General features: G+C 40.4%; 15 protein-coding genes. 1 reads left to right on the top strand and 14 read right to left on the bottom strand.

Translation table 11 applies throughout. The annotated features are described in order from the left end of the window. Positions 1 to 54: 54 nt before the first annotated feature. A complete protein-coding gene (locus GQR45_RS02980) occupies positions 55 to 1,302 on the bottom strand; it encodes a glutamate-5-semialdehyde dehydrogenase (protein WP_007586417.1) in 1,248 nt (415 codons plus the stop codon). Further along, positions 1,299 to 2,405: a glutamate 5-kinase gene (proB, locus tag GQR45_RS02975; RefSeq protein ID WP_010554355.1), complete on the bottom strand. Its 1,107-nt coding sequence runs from the start codon at positions 2,403 to 2,405 to the stop codon at positions 1,299 to 1,301. The genes GQR45_RS02980 and proB overlap by 4 nt, the downstream gene beginning before the upstream one ends. Positions 2,406 to 3,275: 870 nt before the next feature. Here proB and GQR45_RS02970 point away from each other — a divergent pair. Continuing rightward, entirely contained in the window at positions 3,276 to 5,123 is a 1,848-nt protein-coding gene (locus tag GQR45_RS02970; protein WP_007586413.1) for a sodium:proton antiporter, read from the top strand. Between the two features lie 70 nt (positions 5,124 to 5,193). On the opposite strand, the gene GQR45_RS02965 is transcribed toward GQR45_RS02970, so the two are convergent. The 12 genes from GQR45_RS02965 to tnpB form a co-directional block, all read right to left on the bottom strand. Further along, a complete protein-coding gene (locus tag GQR45_RS02965) occupies positions 5,194 to 5,832 on the bottom strand; it encodes an SEL1-like repeat protein (RefSeq protein ID WP_165725101.1) in 639 nt (212 codons plus the stop codon). 111 nt (positions 5,833 to 5,943) lie between these two features. After that, positions 5,944 to 7,257 carry an adenylosuccinate synthase gene (locus GQR45_RS02960; RefSeq protein ID WP_010554354.1) on the bottom strand — a complete coding sequence of 438 codons (1,314 nt, stop codon included), beginning with the start codon at positions 7,255 to 7,257 and terminating at the stop codon, positions 5,944 to 5,946. Between the two features lie 214 nt (positions 7,258 to 7,471). Beyond that, positions 7,472 to 8,350: a protease modulator HflC gene (hflC, locus tag GQR45_RS02955; RefSeq protein WP_165725100.1), complete on the bottom strand. Its 879-nt coding sequence runs from the start codon at positions 8,348 to 8,350 to the stop codon at positions 7,472 to 7,474. 5 nt (positions 8,351 to 8,355) lie between these two features. Beyond that, positions 8,356 to 9,525 carry an FtsH protease activity modulator HflK gene (gene hflK, locus GQR45_RS02950; RefSeq protein WP_010554352.1) on the bottom strand — a complete coding sequence of 390 codons (1,170 nt, stop codon included), beginning with the start codon at positions 9,523 to 9,525 and terminating at the stop codon, positions 8,356 to 8,358. Positions 9,526 to 9,625: 100 nt separating this feature from the next. Continuing rightward, positions 9,626 to 10,915, bottom strand: coding sequence for a ribosome rescue GTPase HflX (gene hflX, locus GQR45_RS02945; protein ID WP_165725099.1), 1,290 nt, complete (start codon positions 10,913 to 10,915; stop codon positions 9,626 to 9,628). Between the two features lie 15 nt (positions 10,916 to 10,930). Beyond that, positions 10,931 to 11,194 carry an RNA chaperone Hfq gene (hfq, locus tag GQR45_RS02940; protein WP_002957883.1) on the bottom strand — a complete coding sequence of 88 codons (264 nt, stop codon included), beginning with the start codon at positions 11,192 to 11,194 and terminating at the stop codon, positions 10,931 to 10,933. A 78-nt stretch (positions 11,195 to 11,272) separates the two neighbouring features. Further along, a complete protein-coding gene (gene miaA / locus GQR45_RS02935) occupies positions 11,273 to 12,190 on the bottom strand; it encodes a tRNA (adenosine(37)-N6)-dimethylallyltransferase MiaA (RefSeq protein ID WP_165725098.1) in 918 nt (305 codons plus the stop codon). A gap of 10 nt (positions 12,191 to 12,200) precedes the next feature. Continuing rightward, positions 12,201 to 14,048, bottom strand: coding sequence for a DNA mismatch repair endonuclease MutL (mutL, locus tag GQR45_RS02930; protein ID WP_165725097.1), 1,848 nt, complete (start codon positions 14,046 to 14,048; stop codon positions 12,201 to 12,203). A gap of 36 nt (positions 14,049 to 14,084) precedes the next feature. Beyond that, positions 14,085 to 15,428, bottom strand: coding sequence for an N-acetylmuramoyl-L-alanine amidase (locus tag GQR45_RS02925; RefSeq protein ID WP_165725096.1), 1,344 nt, complete (start codon positions 15,426 to 15,428; stop codon positions 14,085 to 14,087). 27 nt (positions 15,429 to 15,455) lie between these two features. Next, complete coding sequence (gene tsaE, locus GQR45_RS02920; RefSeq protein ID WP_002957887.1) at positions 15,456 to 15,923, bottom strand: tRNA (adenosine(37)-N6)-threonylcarbamoyltransferase complex ATPase subunit type 1 TsaE; 468 nt, start codon at positions 15,921 to 15,923, stop codon at positions 15,456 to 15,458. Positions 15,924 to 16,289: 366 nt separating this feature from the next. Continuing rightward, the gene (locus tag GQR45_RS02915; RefSeq protein WP_165725095.1) at positions 16,290 to 17,822 is read right to left on the bottom strand and encodes an IS66 family transposase; all 1,533 of its coding nucleotides are present in this window, start codon (positions 17,820 to 17,822) and stop codon (positions 16,290 to 16,292) included. A gap of 86 nt (positions 17,823 to 17,908) precedes the next feature. Further along, a partial coding sequence (tnpB, locus tag GQR45_RS02910; protein ID WP_165725094.1) for an IS66 family insertion sequence element accessory protein TnpB occupies positions 17,909 to 18,185 on the bottom strand: 277 nt, incomplete at its 5' end.

The following is an 18,185-nucleotide window of genomic DNA, read 5'->3' as shown; positions in this document are numbered from 1 at the left end:
AAAAAAGCCGAGTATTTCCATACTCGGCTTTTTAATGAAATTAAGCTTTAGCGGTTACTCGCGAACTTGGCCTTCACCATTCACTAAGTACTTCTCAGTAGTCAGTGACTCAAGTCCCATAGGGCCGTATGCATGAAGCTTAGAAGTTGCTATACCAATCTCTGCGCCTAGACCCAGCTGTGAGCCATCAGAAAAGCGAGATGATGTATTAACCATCACTACAGAAGCATCGACACTACGCTGGAATAACTCTGCAGCGGCTGCGTTTTTAGTGCAAATTACTTCAGTGTGGTTTGATCCAAACTGTGCAATGTGTTCAACCGCTGCCGTAAAGTTTGGTACAACGCGAATAGCGATTTCTAGGTCTAGATATTCTTCACCAAATTCGTTATCGGCTAACACAGTTGCATTATCAAAGTATTTAGCTGCAAAGCTGTCAGCATTTATTTTTACACCTTCTTGGCGTAATACAACTGCGCACAGATTTAAAAACTCATCTGCAACATCTTGATGAACTACTAAGCCCTCAAGTGCATTACAAACACCGGTACGCTGCGTTTTACCGTTAAGTAGTAAGTTAAGCGCAATTTCTAGGTCTGCATCTTTATCTACATATAGATGACAAACGCCTTTGTAATGCTGAATTACTGGAATCGTACTGTTTTCAGTAACAAAGTTAATTAAGCCTTCACCGCCACGTGGAATTATTAAGTCAATGCTTTCACGTTGCTGCATTAATTCCATTAATAGTGCACGATCTGGATCTGGAATCACTGAAATAAGTGATACTGGTAAGTTATGCTTTTCAAGTACGCTGTGCATTACACTTGCGATAGCTTGCGAACTTTTAAGTGCTTCTTTACCGCCACGTAAAATTACGCCATTACCTGATTTAAAACATAATGCGCCAGCGTCTGCTGTTACATTTGGGCGTGCTTCGTAAATCATACATACAACGCCAAGAGGTACGCGCATTTTACGAATTTTAATGCCATTTGGACGCTCTGTAATATCACGTAGCTGACCAACAGGATCGTCCAGGCTTACGATTACTTCAATGCCTTCTGCCATTGCTTCAATACGCTCATCGTTTAGCGTTAAGCGGTCGATCATTGAAGCTGCTAAGTTATTGTCGCGTGCTGCGCTTAGATCACTTTCGTTTTCTTTGATTATAAATGCTTTTTGCTCTCTTAATGCCGCTGCCATTTCAACTAGTACTTGATTTTTAGTCTCGGTATCGAGTAAAGCAAGTGTATGGGCAGCTTTAGCTGTCTGGCGTGAAATGTCCGTAATTAAACTCATGACTTCTCCAATAATGCGATATGTTTTTCAGATATAACTGGTCCAATTGAATCCTGCATTTTTTCGCTGAATTCACTCTGTTCGTTGTCTGCAATAAAGTTTAACAAACAGCTACTATAATTTGCGGTCGCTTTAGCTAAACGTGTACCGTCTTCACTACGTACTAAAATGGTATCACCAACAGCAAATTCACCATGGACTTCCATGATTTCATCACCGCGAATACATCCACTTTCACCTTCAAGGGATTCATCAAATGATCCATCAACAACAACTTCACCTTGCTCATTTGCTGTGTGTGTCATCCAATGTACAGAATCTTGCATCGGTTTTTCGTAAGGTAAAAATACGCTACCAGGATTTTCCCCAGCTAGCAGTTTCGTAAATGTTTCTTCTTTAAAGCCGTTTATAATATAAGTCGCGATACCATGTGACGTTGCTTTTTCTGCCGCTTCTATTTTGGTTTTCATGCCACCAGTACCAACAGCACTTGTAGCACATCCTGCCATAGCATAAATAGATTCATCAATTGATTTTATTTCAGGCAGTAACACCGCATCATCATGTAAGTTAGGGTTTTTATCATATAACCCATCAACGTCTGAGAATATTAATAAAGCATCGGCATCGGCTGCTGCTGCGACCATTGCTGATAAGTTGTCGTTATCACCCACTCTTAAGTCGTCGGTAGTTACAGCATCATTTTCATTAATAATAGGAAAAACACCATGCTCAAGTAAAGTAAACACTGTTTCGCGAATACTTTGGTAACGCTCACGGTCACGTAAATCGCCGTGCGTTAATAATAGTTGCGCAGATGGAAAGTCAAAAAAGCGGTCCCACATGGCGATCATTTCTGTTTGGCCTGCTGCTGCCATTGCTTTTTTCATCACCACAGAGCGAGGTTTGTCTGATGGGAATAAATGCGCTCCAGCCGCTACAGAACCCGATGATACTAAAATCACCTCGATTCCACGGGCACGACAACGAACAATGAACTGTGCGATGGTTAATATGTAACGCGAACGGCAGCCATCTTGATCTGGTGCAATTAATGCACTACCTACTTTAAGTACGATACGTCGCCAATTTAACTTTTGCATAAATGCTCAACTTTCCATTTTATCTGCGCTCATCTTAATTAGACGAGCTAAAACTAAGTAGCTAGGTTTAAAACATAGCTTCGAATTTTTCTTTTCATTTAGGCAACACTTTTTTACACACACGCAAAAACCATATCTAAAACAAGAAGCTTAGATTTGAGGTTAAGTAAAAGTAGCAACAACCCAATAATATTGAGCAGCACTAATCAAAAAATTTAAAAGTGTTGTTTATGCATCGCTGTAAAAAGCTGTGTGTGGCTTTTTTATTAACAACATACATAGAGCCTCTAAAGTCTGATACACCAACAGATAGGGTGAAGACCAAAGGACCGAGATTTAACCGCCACGATGGGGGGCTAAATATTGAAAGTAATAGTTCAACTCAAACCTTTATTTACTTAAATAATTAAATAAACTTGTTTGGCAAAACCATACCAAGAATTCGGCAAATGATATTTTGTAATGCTCAAATACTAGAAACATCACTAACACATGATTATAAAGATTAAAAATGACGTTAAGATTAACAAGCCTGTTTTATCTTCAATAAACTTCGTTAGATGACTAATTATTAGAACACGAAGTATAATACACCAAATACCCCTTTAAAATCAAGGTTAAAATTCGAACTAAGTTAATACGAAACACTCATACCCTTTATATTGTTATTAAAATTCAATAAATTAAACAATTAATACACTTTAAAATAAGGTGGCTAAGTTCTCGCTAAATAATTTAAGCCTACTAATCTTTTATAAGCAGCTAAAATTGATTAGTAATATTTGAGTTTCCGGTGTATACCCCTGTATTAATAATTAACAAAAGTTATACTTTCTAAACATATCGTCATAAATAAGGAATTCTTAATCTATGTCAGCAATTTACATAGCCGGTATCGCACTTTGCTCTGTGCTTGCCCAATGGGTCGCGTGGGCTTTTAGAGTACCCGCTATTCTTTTTTTATTGCTTACTGGTCTTTTACTTGGACCATTTAGTGGTGTTTTAGACCCTGATGCACTTTTAGGTGATTTACTGTTTCCAGTAGTATCACTAAGCGTTGCCATCATTTTATTTGAAGGTTCCTTAACTCTGCATTTCAGAGAATTAAAAGGGATAGGAAAAGTTGTAAGGAATCTCTGCTCAATCGGTATGCTTACTACCTGCATTATTATTAGCTTAAGCGCCTACTGGTTGCTTGAGCTCAATTGGCGTGTTGCTGCGGTACTAGGCGCAGTACTCGTTGTTACTGGCCCTACAGTTATAGCACCGCTATTAAACTCAATGCGTCCAACACAAGATATAGACCGCATACTTCGCTGGGAAGGTATTGTAATAGACCCAATTGGCGCATTATTTGCTGTATTGGTATTTGAAGCTGTAATGCTTGTAGGCCAAGGCGAAGTATTTAGTCATACTATTATTGCTTTAGTTAAAACCCTAGGTGTTGGTTTAAGTATTGGTGTTGCTGCTGGTTGGCTAACAACACTATTAATGCGTCGCGAGTGGCTGCCATTTGAATTGCATAAGTTTGGAATTTTAGCACTAGTCCTTATTAGTTTTTCTGTATCAAACTATTTAAGCCATGAATCAGGCTTATTAGCAGTAACTGTATTTGGTATTTGGCTTGCGAACCAAGACGATTTAGAAATAGATTCTGTACTTGAGTTTAAAGAAGACTTGTCGATGATATTAATATCAACGCTGTTTATTTTACTTGCAGCACGTTTACAGCTTTCTGATTTGATGATGCTCGACAGCGATGTATTTATATTTTTAGCTATTGTGCTTTTTGTTGCACGCCCACTGTGTATTGCTATTTCGACCTTTGGTACTGACTTACCAATGAAGTCTCGCTTGGTACTTGCCTGGATTGCTCCACGCGGTATAGTTGCCGCAGCCGTTGGGTCGGTATTTGCACTAAGTATGATGGAAGCTGGCGTTGCTGATGCTGAAAAAATGGTGCCACTTATATTTACGGTGATCATCATTACGGTTGTGCTGCAAAGCTTAACAGCCATCCCTGTTGCCAAGCTATTAGGTGTACGCCAACCATCGCCAAACACAATATTAATTATTGGTGCAAACCATGTATCGCGTGCAATTGGACGTGGCTTACAAGAGCAGAATATTCCGGTTCATCTTTCAGACCCTGCATGGGAAAACTGCAGAATGGCACGTATGGATGGCTTAGCTTGTTATTATGGTAACCCGCAATCAGAGCATGCTGAACGCTATTTACCTCTAACAACTATTCGTAGTGTGTTGGCGCTATCGCCAAACCGTCATCATAATGCGCTAGGCGTTCAATACTTTTCGCATTTACTTAATGAAAAAAATGTATTTTCGCTTCGCTCATCAACGTCGCATGCTAAAGCAAATAAAGACAGTGCAACGTTTTTATCTAGACAAATACTGTTTGGCGACGAAGGCTCATACGCACGTTTGAGCAGTATCATAGCTAAAGGCGGTAAGGTTAGTTCAACACGTATCTCGGATGAGTTTAGCTGGGAGCAATACCTAGAAATGAACCCTGAGGCTATCCCTTTGTTTATTCTTAAAGGTGATAAAGACAGCGACGACGATACGCCAATTAAGCTAAGACCGTTTACAATCAACATGGAAAAACCGCCGCAAGAAGGCGAGCGTGTTGTTGCATTGCAGCCGCCTAAAATGTCGGTCTTAAAAGACCCGCAAACAAAGGCTAAAGAAGAAAGTTAAACACTTCTACTACCTGTAAAAACTCAAAAACCCTAACTTAAGATGTTAGGGTTTTGTTTTTTAAGAGCTATTAAAAAGGAAGACGAGCTCGCGCAACCACACTATCTGGCATTTTTTGCGCTAACTTAGTCAATGCTAGCTCAATTTTTTTATGAGTCGCTTTATCTGCCACCATAGAATTAAATAGCCAGCGGTATGCATCTTCAAAATCACGCGGGCTGCCATAGCCATCATTAAATAATTTAACTAGACGTAGTTGTGCTTTTAGATTGCCTTGCGACGATGCTTCACGCAAATACGTAATTGCCATTGCTTTATCTTGCTGAACTAAACGCCCGGTGTCGTAGTAACGCCCTAACTGCTCTAGCGCTGCCGCTAAGCCTTGTTCAGCCGCTTTTCGCATGTAATACACACCTAACTCTACATTACGATCCACGCACACGTTATAAGCCAGCATATCGCCGTATAAAAATTGATAAGACGGCAATGCCATTTTATTGGCTCGTGCTTCTATATCTTGCACTAACTGGCAATCATCTGCCTTCACCCGCGCTAAATGCGTATTTTTATTTATTAACGCAATTAGCTCAGATTCTGTATACAGCGGTACAGCAGCAGGGCTTTCTGTAGCTAAGCTGTTGGTTGCTATAAATAAAGACAGCGGAATTAATGAAAGCCTTAATACGCAATTACGGTAAAATAAACGCATGCTCACCACTTATAAAAATAAACTTATTAAAATATATACAAAGATCGTTCCAAGGTGAATTTTAGATACAAAAAAAGCTGCACTAGGCAGCTTTTTTTAATCTAATGGTAATTACGCAAACGGGTTGCGAAGTACCATAGTTTCTACGCGGTCTGGACCTGTAGAAATAATATCAATTGGAACACCCGTAATTTCTTCAATACGCTTGATGTAGTCAATCGCAGCTTTTGGTAAACCGTCAAGACTCGTTACACCAACAGTGTTTTCTGACCAACCTGGCATTTCTTCGTATACTGGCGTTACTTTATCGTAACCTTCAGCTGCTAATGGTGTTACGTTAGTAACTGTGCCATCTTCAAGCTTGTAACCAATACAGATTTTAAGCGTTTCTAAGCCATCTAAAACATCAAGCTTAGTTAAACAAAAACCTGAAATACTGTTGATTTGAACTGCACGGCGCATAGCCACTGCATCTAACCAACCCGTACGACGAAGTCGACCTGTTGTAGCGCCAAACTCATGGCCTTTATCACCTAAGTGCTTACCAACTGGATCTTGTTTCTCAAGACCGTCGTAAAGCTCTGTAGGGAAAGGACCTGAACCAACACGTGTAGTGTACGCTTTAATAATACCTAAAACGTAATCAAGGTTTAATGGACCAAAACCTGCACCAGTCGCAACGCCACCAGCTGTAGTATTTGAAGATGTTACATAAGGGTAAGTACCGTGATCGATATCAAGTAACGTACCTTGTGCACCTTCAAATAAAATGTTTTCGCCAGCTAAACGCGTTTGATCTAAAAGCTCAGTTACATCTACAACCATTGCTTTTAAGATATCAGCAACAGCCATTGCATCATCAAACGTTTTTTGGAAATCTACAGCGTCTACTTTGTAGTAGTTAACTAAAGTGAAGTTATGGTATTCAAGAACTTCTTTTAATTTAGCTGCAAATAATTCAGGATTAAATAAATCGCCTACGCGTAAACCACGGCGAGCCACTTTATCTTCGTACGCAGGACCGATACCACGGCCAGTTGTACCAATTGGCTTATCGCCACGAGCAGTTTCGCGGGCTACATCTAATGCAACATGGAAAGGCAAGATTAGCGGACATGCTTCACTTATTAAAAGACGCTCACGTACTGGTACGCCGCGTTCTTCAAGCATGCCAATTTCTCTCATTAGCGCTTCTGGTGATAAAACTACACCATTACCAATCACACATTTAACATTGTCACGTAATACACCCGATGGAATAAGGTGTAGAACCGTCTTTTCACCTTCGATAACTAAAGTATGACCCGCATTGTGGCCACCTTGATAACGAACTACTAAAGATGCTTTGTCTGTAAGGAGATCAACTACCTTACCCTTTCCTTCGTCACCCCATTGGGTGCCTAATACAACAACGTTTTTACCCATCGTAAATTCACTTAGAGAAAATTAGGACGAGATTTTACCAGAAAACTAAAGTAAAGATCACCCCTGTTCAGCTTATTTTTTCTGCGCGCATTTGTTATATCCAAATATTAGCTAATAACCACATAAATAACAGTGATTTAAAGCACTAGACTGTGTTTAACAAAAAGCCCCGCAAATGCGAGGCTTTTTAACTTCTAAATAATTAACGTAAAACCTATTGAGCTTTAGCGCCTTTCATATATTGGAAGAAGTCGCTATCAGGTGAAAGCACCATAACGTCTTGCTTATTTTTAAAAGTCTTTTTGTAAGCCTCAAGCGAACGCACAAAACTAAAGAACTCAGGGTCTTTGTTATACGCGCTTGCATAGATGCCTGCGGCATCAGCATCGCCTTGACCACGTACAGAACGCGCATTACGCTCTGCATCGGCAAGCATTACTGTTACACGACGGTCAACACCCGCACGAATAGTCTCGGCTTTTTCCTGACCTTCAGAACGATGCTCTTTTGCAACAGCAGTACGCTCAGCGCGCATACGTTGGTAAATAGAGCTACTCACTTCTTGTGGTAGGTTAATTTGCTTAACACGTACGTCTAGCACCTCAATACCAAGCTCACGTGCACTTTCAGAAGCTTGTACTAACGCTTCTTCCATCAACTCGCTACGCTCACCCGATACAATTTCGCGAATTGTACGTGTACCAAAGTTTGTACGAAGACCATTATTTACTTTTTGTTTAAGTAGCGTTTCAGCATATTGCTTATCGCCACGGGCACGTAAGTAAAAAGCACTAAAATCATTAACGCGCCATTTTACAAACGAATCAACAATTAAGTCTTTTTTCTCGCTAGTAACAAAGCGATCTGGCGCACCATCTAGCGTTTGAATACGTGCATCAATACGGCGTACTTGGCTAAAAAATGGTACTTTAAATTGTAGGCCTGGGCCATATACAATCGCTTTATCGTCGCTATCTTTTTGTACTTTACTAAATAACATTACAATTGCTTTTTGCCCTTCAGGTACAACAAATACCGATGAGAAAGACATAACAATGGCAGCTAATAGTATTACTAAACTAAAGTTTTTCATTATGATTATCTCCCATCATTGAAGCGGTCGTTGTTAAAGCGGTCATTACCACTATTAACAGAGCTATTGCGCGACGTATTTACTTTATTGCGTAAATCTTGAATATCACTAGAGCTTGGAAGTGCAACACGTGTTGCTGTCCCTTGCTTATCCATGATCTTATCAAGTGGTAAATAAAGCATGTTATTACCGCCTTTAACATCAACCAATATTTTAGAACTACTCCCTAACACTTCTTCCATTGCATCAATGTATAAGCGCTCACGAGTAACTTCTTTAGCTGCTTGATATTCAGGTAATAGCTTTTCAAAACGAGCTACTTCACCTTGTGCTTCTAATGTAATACGCTCTTGGTAACCTTCCGCTTCTTGAGTCATACGCGTTACTTGACCACGAGCACGCGGTTCAATTTCACGAGCATATGCTTCTGCTTCACGAATGAAACGTTCTTCATCTTCTTGTGCAGCAATCGCATCATCAAATGCATCTTTAACTTCAGTTGGCGGACGAGAGTCTTTGAAGTTCACGTCAGTAACAATTAAACCTAAGTTATATGGTTCGATAATCTTATTAAGCTCATCCCATGTATTTTGACGAACAACCTCACGGCCATTAGTTAATACTTGGTCCATTTTTGCATGGCCCACAACGTAACGTAGTGCACTATCTAGTGCTTCTTCTAAGCTACTATCAGCGTTAGTTACGCTAAATTCATAAAGGTATGGGTCAATAACACGGTATTGCACCTGAAACTCAACGCTCACTACGTTTTCGTCTTCAGTAAGCATAAAACCAGAAGCCGATAATGAACGAACTGCTTCAATATCTACTGGGATTACCGTTTCAATAAACGTCATTTTCCAACGCAGACCAGGATCAGCAATTCGGTCATATTTACCAAATTGAAGAACCACACCACGCTCGGCTTCTTTAACCGTATAAATACCACTTAACGCCCATACAATAACGGCGATAATAAGTATGAATGAAATACCGGCTCCGCCAAGTCCACCGCCGCTACCATTGCCGGATTTTTTCCCGCCAAATAAGCCGCCGAACTTGTTACTAAACTTGCGGAACACCTCGTCTAAATCAGGTGGGCCTTGATCACGTCCGCCTTTATTATTCCACGGATCTTTGTCATTGCCATTATTACCCGGTTCATTCCAGGCCATAGCTATACTCCATTGTTATCTAAATAAATTAGGAAATTGTGTTAAATCTAACAAATCTACCGCGTTTCTCATACAAAAACCGACATTAAAACGTCAATTTTTAATTACGGTTGATAAAACCAGCAATTTCAGGACCAAATTCTTTAATTAAACGATTCCACTCAACCATTGGCATTCTAACATCTAACAGCCAATTACCTTGCTCATCAAAGCGTTCTTCATGTACTGCATTTAAACTAAACAATGCAGCCCTTAGGCGACCATACAATGGCGTAAGAAATAATGTTTCGTTAAACATCTTCTTAGCAAGCAGTTCACTAATAGCCTCACTAAGTAATTCACACCCTTCACCAGTCTGAGCGCTAAGCCATACTCTTATAGGTTGGCCTTCGTCATCTCGATCAATACGTGGGCTTACGTTATCCAGCGCATCAATTTTATTATAAATTAATAGCTGTGGTACTTCATCGGCTTCAATTTCTTTAAGCACCGATTGTACTTGTTCAATATTTTCTTGAAGACGAGAGTCTGCTGCGTCAATTACATGTAACTGTAAATCAGCTTCACGAGTTTCAGTTAGCGTTGCTTTAAAAGCAGCAACTAAGTCGTGCGGTAAATGACGAATAAAGCCCACTGTATCAGCTAAGATAACAGGACCAACATCACCTAATTCAAGCTTACGTAGAGTCGGGTCAAGCGTTGCAAACAACTGATCGGCCGCGTATACATCTGAATTCGTAATTCGATTAAATAATGTAGATTTACCCGCATTGGTATAGCCAACTAACGATACCGTAGGTATTTCGTTACGAGTGCGAGCTCGCCTACCTTGTTCGCGTTGCACTGCTACTTTAGCTAAACGCGCACGGATATTTTGAATTCGGGCACGAAGTAATCGTCTATCTGTTTCAAGTTGGGTTTCACCAGGTCCACGTAAACCAATCCCGCCTTTTTGGCGTTCAAGGTGAGTCCAGCCTCGAATTAATCGAGTCGACATATGGCGAAGTTGAGCCAATTCAACTTGCAGTTTACCCTCGTGGGTACGTGCGCGTTGGGCAAAAATATCAAGAATTAGCGTCGTTCTATCAAGCACACGACATTGACAAACGCGCTCTAAATTACGCTCTTGTGATGGCCTGAGTTGATGATTAAAAATTACGACATCTGCTTTGTGGATTTTGACAATCTCAGCTATTTCTTCTGCTTTACCGGTACCGACGAATAGTTTCGGATGTGGTGCTTGACGGCTGCCTTGCACAACCGCCAAACTACTAACACCAGCAGAAGATACCAACATTTCTAATTCGTGAAGATCTTCACGATCTCCTTCTTTAGGCAAGTCGATATGAACTAAAATTGCCTGTTCGCCGGATTCATAGCGGTCAAACAAACATTATGCTCCTAATTAAAAGTTTCCAGCTTCTGCCTCTTCAGTGTCATCACTTCCTTGAACTGCTTGGAAGTTAACTGCGCGAGCAGGGACAACTGTAGAAATTGCATGCTTATAAACCATTTGATTTACGGTGTTCTCTAGTAAAATAACAAATTGGTCAAATGACTGAATTTTGCCTTGTAATTTTATGCCATTTACCAAAAAGATTGATACTGGAATGCGCTCACGTCGTAGTGCATTCAAAAATGGGTCTTGTAACGATTGGCCTTTTGCCATGTTATTGTTCCTTCGTTCTAGGTGTTATTATAATTAAGTGGCTGAACTTATTTGATAAAAAACAATATTCAACTACTACTAGCTTAGCGAACTTACTACACGATGCAAGTTTTCTTCGTCGCCTGTTGTTAACCAAGTAACATCAGGCCAACTACGAAGCCACGTTAACTGCCGTTTTGCCAGCTGACGTGTTGCTGCGATGCCACGAAAAACCATTTCATCATGGTTTGTTTCACCCGCAAGGTAATCCCACATTTGTCTATAACCAACACAACGAATAGAAGGCATATTGGGGTGTAAATCCTTACGTAGATATAGGGTCGAAACTTCATTTTCAAACCCCTGATCAATCATTATTTTAAACCTTTCTTCAATTCGGCGGTGTAATTCACTGCGTTCTTGCGGTGCAATCGCAAATTGATGAAAAGTATAAGGTAAAGCCGGCTGTTTTTGCATTTGCAACTCAGTCATGGTCTTACCAGTTAACCTGTAAACCTCTAAAGCCCGATTAATTCTTTGTGAATCATTTTCACTTATTTTTTCGGCTGCTTGTGGGTCAACTTTAACTAATTCTTTATATAAATGAGGCCAGCCAAATTCTTTAGCTTGCGCTTCTAGCTCTGCTCTTATCTCTGTATCTGCTTCAGGTAAAGGCGATAAACCATCAATTAAAGATTTGAAGTACAGCATTGTACCTCCAACCAATACAGGTACTTTACCTTGTCTGTGAAATTCGTCAATTTTTTGCACTGCATCGCGCCTAAAATCTGCAACTGAATACGTTTCACTCGGGTCAAGTAGATCAATTAAATGATGCGGAGCTTTGGCTAATTCTTCGGCATCAGGTTTTGCTGTACCAATGTCCATACCTTTATACACTAGCGCTGAATCTACGCTGATTATTTCTGTATTTAAATGCTCGCACAGCGAGATTGCCAATGCTGTTTTACCTGCTGCAGTTGGACCCATTAAAAATATAACTGGTAAATTACTCAACACTGATACCTTAATCTAATTGCGTTAAATAGTGATTTAGCTCTATTTTAACTGCTTTTTTACGCAAGCGTTCAATAGTTTGTGGATTATTTTGTAAGCGCATTTGTTGCGCTAAAAATACATTGCTTAAATAAAATCGGGTCGGCACGCATTTCATTTGCCATTCTAACCAATTCTCTATATTTTCAAGTTTTGCTTTACACGCATCAAGTAGCTCACCTAACGCTGCACTTACGTCAAGTAAATATAAACACGCTGGCAATTTTTTAACCATTACAAATTGTTTTTCTATTACAAGTTCAAAACCAAGTAAGGTAAACCACGATTGCTGGGATTCTATAAGTAAGCAATCTTCTTTTTCTAAGTTTACTCGCACTGGTAACAAAAGGGCTTTCCCTTCTAAACTTCCGAACTCTTTAATTTGATTATGCCAATCATCAATTAATGCATATTTAAAATGTGAGCAATACAATTGCTGCTCTTCACTAAAGACACACACTCCTTCACTAACACTTATAATAGAAACAGCTTTTAAGACATTATCCACAGATACGGACTGGTGTGGTGCAGCAGATATATTGGCTGCATTATCAAAATGCGCGGCGTGTTGCTCACTCACTCCTTGATAAAACGCATTTACGTCATGATGGCTCGTACTTGGTGCTGCACGGTATGCACCGCCAACACTTCTAGTACCTGAGGACAAACTTGAGCTACCAGTACTTCCAGAGTAAGAGGGCTGTAATTGCGATTTAGGGTAATCAAACACTCCTTCGCTTTCTATATTATTAGCACTGCTATGCGTTGACTCAATGAACGCTGGCGTGAATTCTGCTTCTGTGCTCGCTGATTCGTTAGTGAATTCGCCTTGCAATGGCACGACTACCTGCTTAATAGCTTGCAATATAAAATCATGAATTAATCGCCCTTGATGAAAACGCACTTCATGCTTAGCAGGGTGAACATTTACATCAACCTGTCGTGGGTCAATATCAATATAAATAACAAACCCTGGTAGCTCTTGCGTCCCACTTACCTCTTCAAACGCTTGGCGTATCGCATGCAAAATAAGCTTATCGCGCATCATGCGATTATTCACATAAGTGTACTGAGTCGTATTAGCTGAGCCGACAGGCAGCACCCAACCATGCAACTGTAAACCGCCTTCTCCTGATTGAATATGCAAACCTTGCTCGGCAAAGGCCTTACCTGCAACTTGTGCTACGCGTGTTATAGCCTGAGAGGGATCAGTTTTGGCACGATACTGCCTTACTACTTTTTCGTTGTGAGTTAGTGTAATAGAGACATCAAAGCGACTAAGCGCAATACGCTTTATCAACTCATCAATATGGCTAAATTCAGTTTTTTCGGTGCGTAAAAATTTACGACGTGCTGGAGTATTAAAAAATAAATCTTTTACTTCAATGGTTGTGCCATCGGGATGCGCTACAGGTTTTACTTGAACGGCCATGTCGCGGCCTTCTGCAAAAGCTTGCCAAGCTGCTTCTTGCTCTTTTGGTTTTGAGCTCAGCGTTAAACGCGACACAGAACTAATTGACGCAAGTGCTTCCCCTCTAAAGCCAAGTGAGCAAATGTTTTCAAGGTCATCAAGTGATTTTAATTTACTTGTCGCGTGGCGAGAAAGTGCGAGCGTTAGCTCATCTTTACTTATCCCTGCGCCATTATCACGAATACGAATAAGTTTGTGGCCGCCGCGCTCAATATCAATTTGAATACGCGTTGCGCCAGCATCTAAGCTATTTTCAACAAGCTCTTTTACTACCGACGCTGGGCGCTCAACCACTTCGCCTGCGGCAATTTGGTTGGCTAAACGCGCGGGTAATATTTCAATATTCATGAGACTTCCTAGCAAACATTGCGCTAATAATAATGACTAACTTTGAGGTATATCGAGCTCTTGCCCAATAAATAAGGTATTAGAACTAAGCTTATTAACTTGTTTTAATTTATTGACTGTAACGCCATAGCGACTCGCTAACATACTTAAAGATTCACCGGGGCGTACTTTATGCTTTGTTGGATATTGCGACTTTAATTTAGCAAATAAAGAATCATCCGGCGGATTTTTCAAATAATAATTTTTAATTGAAGTAAATATAGCTTTAGCTAAACGCTCTTGATGATTAGGACTTTTAAGTAGCTTTTCTTCTCGCGGGTTAGATATAAACCCTGTTTCTACCAAAATAGATGGAATATCTGGTGATTTTAGTACTGCAAGGCTCGCATGCTGGGGATCTTTTTTATGCAGTTTGGCAACCTTACGAAGCTCTTTAACCACTTCGTCAGCTACATTTAAGCCAGTTTTCATTGAGTGGTCCATCGACATATCAAGCAACGCTTGTGCTAGATATTTTTCATTGGCGGCATCTTTCATTACATCAGCAGCGCCACCTAAAAGCTCGGAGTGTTTTTCTTTATCTTCTATCCATTTACCTATTTCTGAATTAGCACGTCTTAATGATAAAACCCACACAGAGGCACCATTTGGCCCAGGGCTTGTAAATGCATCAGCATGAATAGAAACAAAAAAATCTGCCTTTTTTTCACGGGCCCGATTAGTACGGGTATTTAATTTTACAAAATAGTCACCGCTTCGTACCATGCGCGAAATCATGCCACGTTCGCCATCAATCATGCGCTCTAAACGCTTCGCAATTTGCAGTGTAACTGTTTTTTCGTAGGTGCCTGATGGCCCAATTGAACCAGGGTCTTCGCCGCCATGCCCCGCATCAATCGCAATAACAATGTCGCGCTCTTGGCTTAGTTGACGGTTTTTAGCGGCTGTTTGAGCGGGAGAAAAAACTGTAGTAGCTTTGCTTTTATTGTATAAATCAACAACGAGTCTATTTTTATAAGGGCCTGTAGGTGCGAGGGCAAATACCACTGGCTTTATTGGCGCACTTAATTCAAATACTAAACGTACGCTTTGTTTATTTTTAGGTTTTGAGTAACGTAATTTGCTTACTATTTGATGTTTCGGGGGCACACCTGGCAATGTTTTTAACTCGCTAGTATTTTCTAAATCAATCACTAGGCGGCTAGGGTTTTTAAGCATGAAATAGCTAAAGTCGGGCTTATCATTTAAATCAAATACCACGCGCGTACTATCTGGAGACGGCCATACACGCACACTATTGATTGTGTTTTTAGCCCATAACGGCAAGCTTATGGTGATAACCATAAGATAAATAAAAAGTTTAACTACACCTCGGCTCATTGGATAATTACTGCCTTAACTATATTATTATTGATTATTTAGTTTTTCGACAATTGCTATACCGCGCTCACTCGCACTATTTATAACAATTTTACGTTCGTTACCCACATAGCTTAGAGTAATATCTAAATCAGGCACAGGAATAAATTCACCACCCTTTTCAGGCCATTCAACAACACAAATTGCGTCTGCTGAGAAATAATCGCGTATTCCCATGTATTCGAGTTCTTCAGGATCACCTAAGCGGTATAAGTCAAAATGATAAACATTTGCACGCTCAAGCTCATAAGGTTCTACTAGTGTATAGGTCGGGCTTTTAACCTTACCTGTATGGCCAAAGCCTTGCACTACACCTCGTGTAAACGTTGTTTTACCAGCACCTAAATCACCATGTAAATAAATAACCGCACCTTGCTCTATAATATCAGCAACGCGATTACCCATTGCAACCGTGGCAATCTCATCAGTTAAATGAAATTCAAAACTACGCGTCATTATTACCTCAAAAATTCATTCAAAAGCGCATATTTGCTAATCATACCAGAATATTCATTTAAGGCGATAAATTGAGGTTTTAGACATAAAAAAACCAGATAAGCTAATGATAGAAGTTGTGTATGGATGTCTATTTTCGATACTTTGAAGCTGTATCATTGTAATAAAATAAGGTAAGTGAGTTCTCAGACTAAAAGATAGTAAAAGAAAAGTAACACCACGAATTAGATGACCCCATGTTGGCATTAAATTAACTGAGATATGTAAGTTTATTATCTAACTTCTTCTGATTCAGCAGATGGTTCTGCTAGCAAAAAAGTAACTGGTAAATGAAACTCTCAACTGTAAGCGTCTAGCTAACGACACCTAGCCTTTCTTAATGTTCCAAGGTAACAGCGCCTCAAGGTTATCAGGCTGCTCAGCTAGGTGCTGTAAGCAACTAGAAATATAGTCATGCACCACAAGGTCATTTGCCTTCGCCGTTTCAACAAGGCTATAAAGTACCGCACTGGCATGTGCACCCTTGCTGGTATTTGAGAACAACCAGTTTTTTCGCCCTATCACGAAGGGTTTTATGGCTCGCTCTGCGCGGTTGTTATCTATTTTAAGTCTGCCATCATCAAGGTACCGCCGGAATTTTTCAAATTGATTTATCGCGTAGTTAATGGCTTTACCTAGCGCCATTTTGGGCGGGATTTTATCTTTGTGTTTGAGCAGCCATTGGTATAACTCGTCAACAATGGGTTTGGCTTTTTGTTGTCTAACAGTGTACTTCTCTGTGGCTGATTTATCTTTGATAGCTTGCTCAATACCGTAGAGCTTACCAATGAGGTTGAGCGCTACATCCGCTTTGCCTGTTTTCTTATTATTGCCTTTCGCTTCGATGAATTTACGACGCATATGAGCAAGGCATGCAACCAGTGTTGCCTGAGTTTGCTCATAAGCCTTGTAACCATCAACGTGCATGTAGCCTTGGTAACCATCAAGAAAATCAACCGCACATTGGCCCGCACGGCTGTTATGATAATCGAACAGGACAATATTAGTGCTTTTACCCGGTTTATCATCACCGCAACAATACAGCCACATATAGCTTGTCGCTTTATCTGCGTTGATGACGTTTAACGGGGTTTCATCGCCATGGATAACTGCTTGCGATAACAACACCTCTTTTAAGCGTTGATACAGGGGTGACAACAATTGTGCACAACGTAGCATCCAGCTCGACATGGTTTGCCTGCTTAATTCTATACCAATATCGCCTAACATTGTTTCTTGGCGATAAAGCGGTAAGCCAAACTGGTATTTACACGTGATTATTTGACTCAGCAAGCTGGCCGTTGCGATACTTTTTGGAATGGGTGATGCGGGCATCGGGGCGGATTTCACCACACAATCAATACCTTCTTGCTCACAGTGACGGCATGTATATTTCGGGCGAATCGTTTTAATCACTTTGATATGTGCTGGCACAAACTCTAATGCTTCACTGCTGCTTTCACCCATTTTATGTAAGGTGCTTTGACAGCAATCACATACTTTTTCACCCTCATTGAGGTCAACAATCACGTCTACTCGTGGTAATTGCGCCGGCAGTGGGCGGCGTTTCGGTTTGGCTTTTTCTTTCTTTACTGAGGGCGATGTGGCCAATTGCGATTTATCATACTCATCAAGCGTTTCTTCTGCTTCATTGAATACTTCACCCGCCCCCGGCATTTTTTCTGATTTCTTAGCGTACTCTTTGGCAAGTTTCGCATTATAAGCTTGCAGCAATTCGTGAATTTGCGCATCCTTTTTAGCTAACTCTTCATCTTTTTTAGCGACGACATGTTGCAACTCAAGCAGCATGCGCTTGAGTTGTTCTGGGTCATCAGGAAGTGAGTGTGCATCAAGTTTCATCCCTGCAATTTAACAAAGTTTTATGCACTTTTCTCGTTTGCAGGGCAAATAAAAACGGATGTGTGGCAATGATCGTTTACTGTTAATTAGATCATAGATTGATACTGCAATTCTTCATGGCCAAGCACATCATATCCCGACAACAACCAATCCAGTTGCCCAGAGCTGAGTTCAAATTCTTGCAAAGTGGCTTTATTTGGCCATTTGAACTTTTGTTTTTCGAGTCGCTTATACCACAAAGCAAACCCTGTTTTATCCCAGTACACTAATTTGAGTTTATCTTTCGCTTTGCTGCAAAACAAAAATAGCGCGCCAGTGTAGGCATCACGTTCAAGCTCGCCTTCAACGATGGCGACCAGACCA

Origin of the sequence: Pseudoalteromonas sp. SA25, assembly GCF_011378705.1 — a bacterium.
GTDB lineage: Bacteria > Pseudomonadota > Gammaproteobacteria > Enterobacterales > Alteromonadaceae > Pseudoalteromonas > Pseudoalteromonas arctica.
The sequence above is the reverse complement of the archived record's forward strand: the minus strand, read 5'-3'. Positions and strand labels throughout refer to the sequence as shown.

Coding starts and splice junctions, on each gene's coding strand:
- GQR45_RS02965 (WP_165725101.1), bottom strand. CDS start 5,832: ATGCGTTTATTTTACCGTAATTGCGTATTAAGGCTTTCATTAATTCCG.
- GQR45_RS02970 (WP_007586413.1), top strand. CDS start 3,276: ATGTCAGCAATTTACATAGCCGGTATCGCACTTTGCTCTGTGCTTGCC.
- GQR45_RS02960 (WP_010554354.1), bottom strand. CDS start 7,257: ATGGGTAAAAACGTTGTTGTATTAGGCACCCAATGGGGTGACGAAGGA.
- GQR45_RS02980 (WP_007586417.1), bottom strand. CDS start 1,302: ATGAGTTTAATTACGGACATTTCACGCCAGACAGCTAAAGCTGCCCAT.
- GQR45_RS02925 (WP_165725096.1), bottom strand. CDS start 15,428: ATGAGCCGAGGTGTAGTTAAACTTTTTATTTATCTTATGGTTATCACC.
- mutL (WP_165725097.1), bottom strand. CDS start 14,048: ATGAATATTGAAATATTACCCGCGCGTTTAGCCAACCAAATTGCCGCA.
- hfq (WP_002957883.1), bottom strand. CDS start 11,194: ATGGCAAAAGGCCAATCGTTACAAGACCCATTTTTGAATGCACTACGA.
- proB (WP_010554355.1), bottom strand. CDS start 2,405: ATGCAAAAGTTAAATTGGCGACGTATCGTACTTAAAGTAGGTAGTGCA.
- GQR45_RS02915 (WP_165725095.1), bottom strand. CDS start 17,822: ATGAAACTTGATGCACACTCACTTCCTGATGACCCAGAACAACTCAAG.
- hflK (WP_010554352.1), bottom strand. CDS start 9,525: ATGGCCTGGAATGAACCGGGTAATAATGGCAATGACAAAGATCCGTGG.
- tsaE (WP_002957887.1), bottom strand. CDS start 15,923: ATGACGCGTAGTTTTGAATTTCATTTAACTGATGAGATTGCCACGGTT.
- hflC (WP_165725100.1), bottom strand. CDS start 8,350: ATGAAAAACTTTAGTTTAGTAATACTATTAGCTGCCATTGTTATGTCT.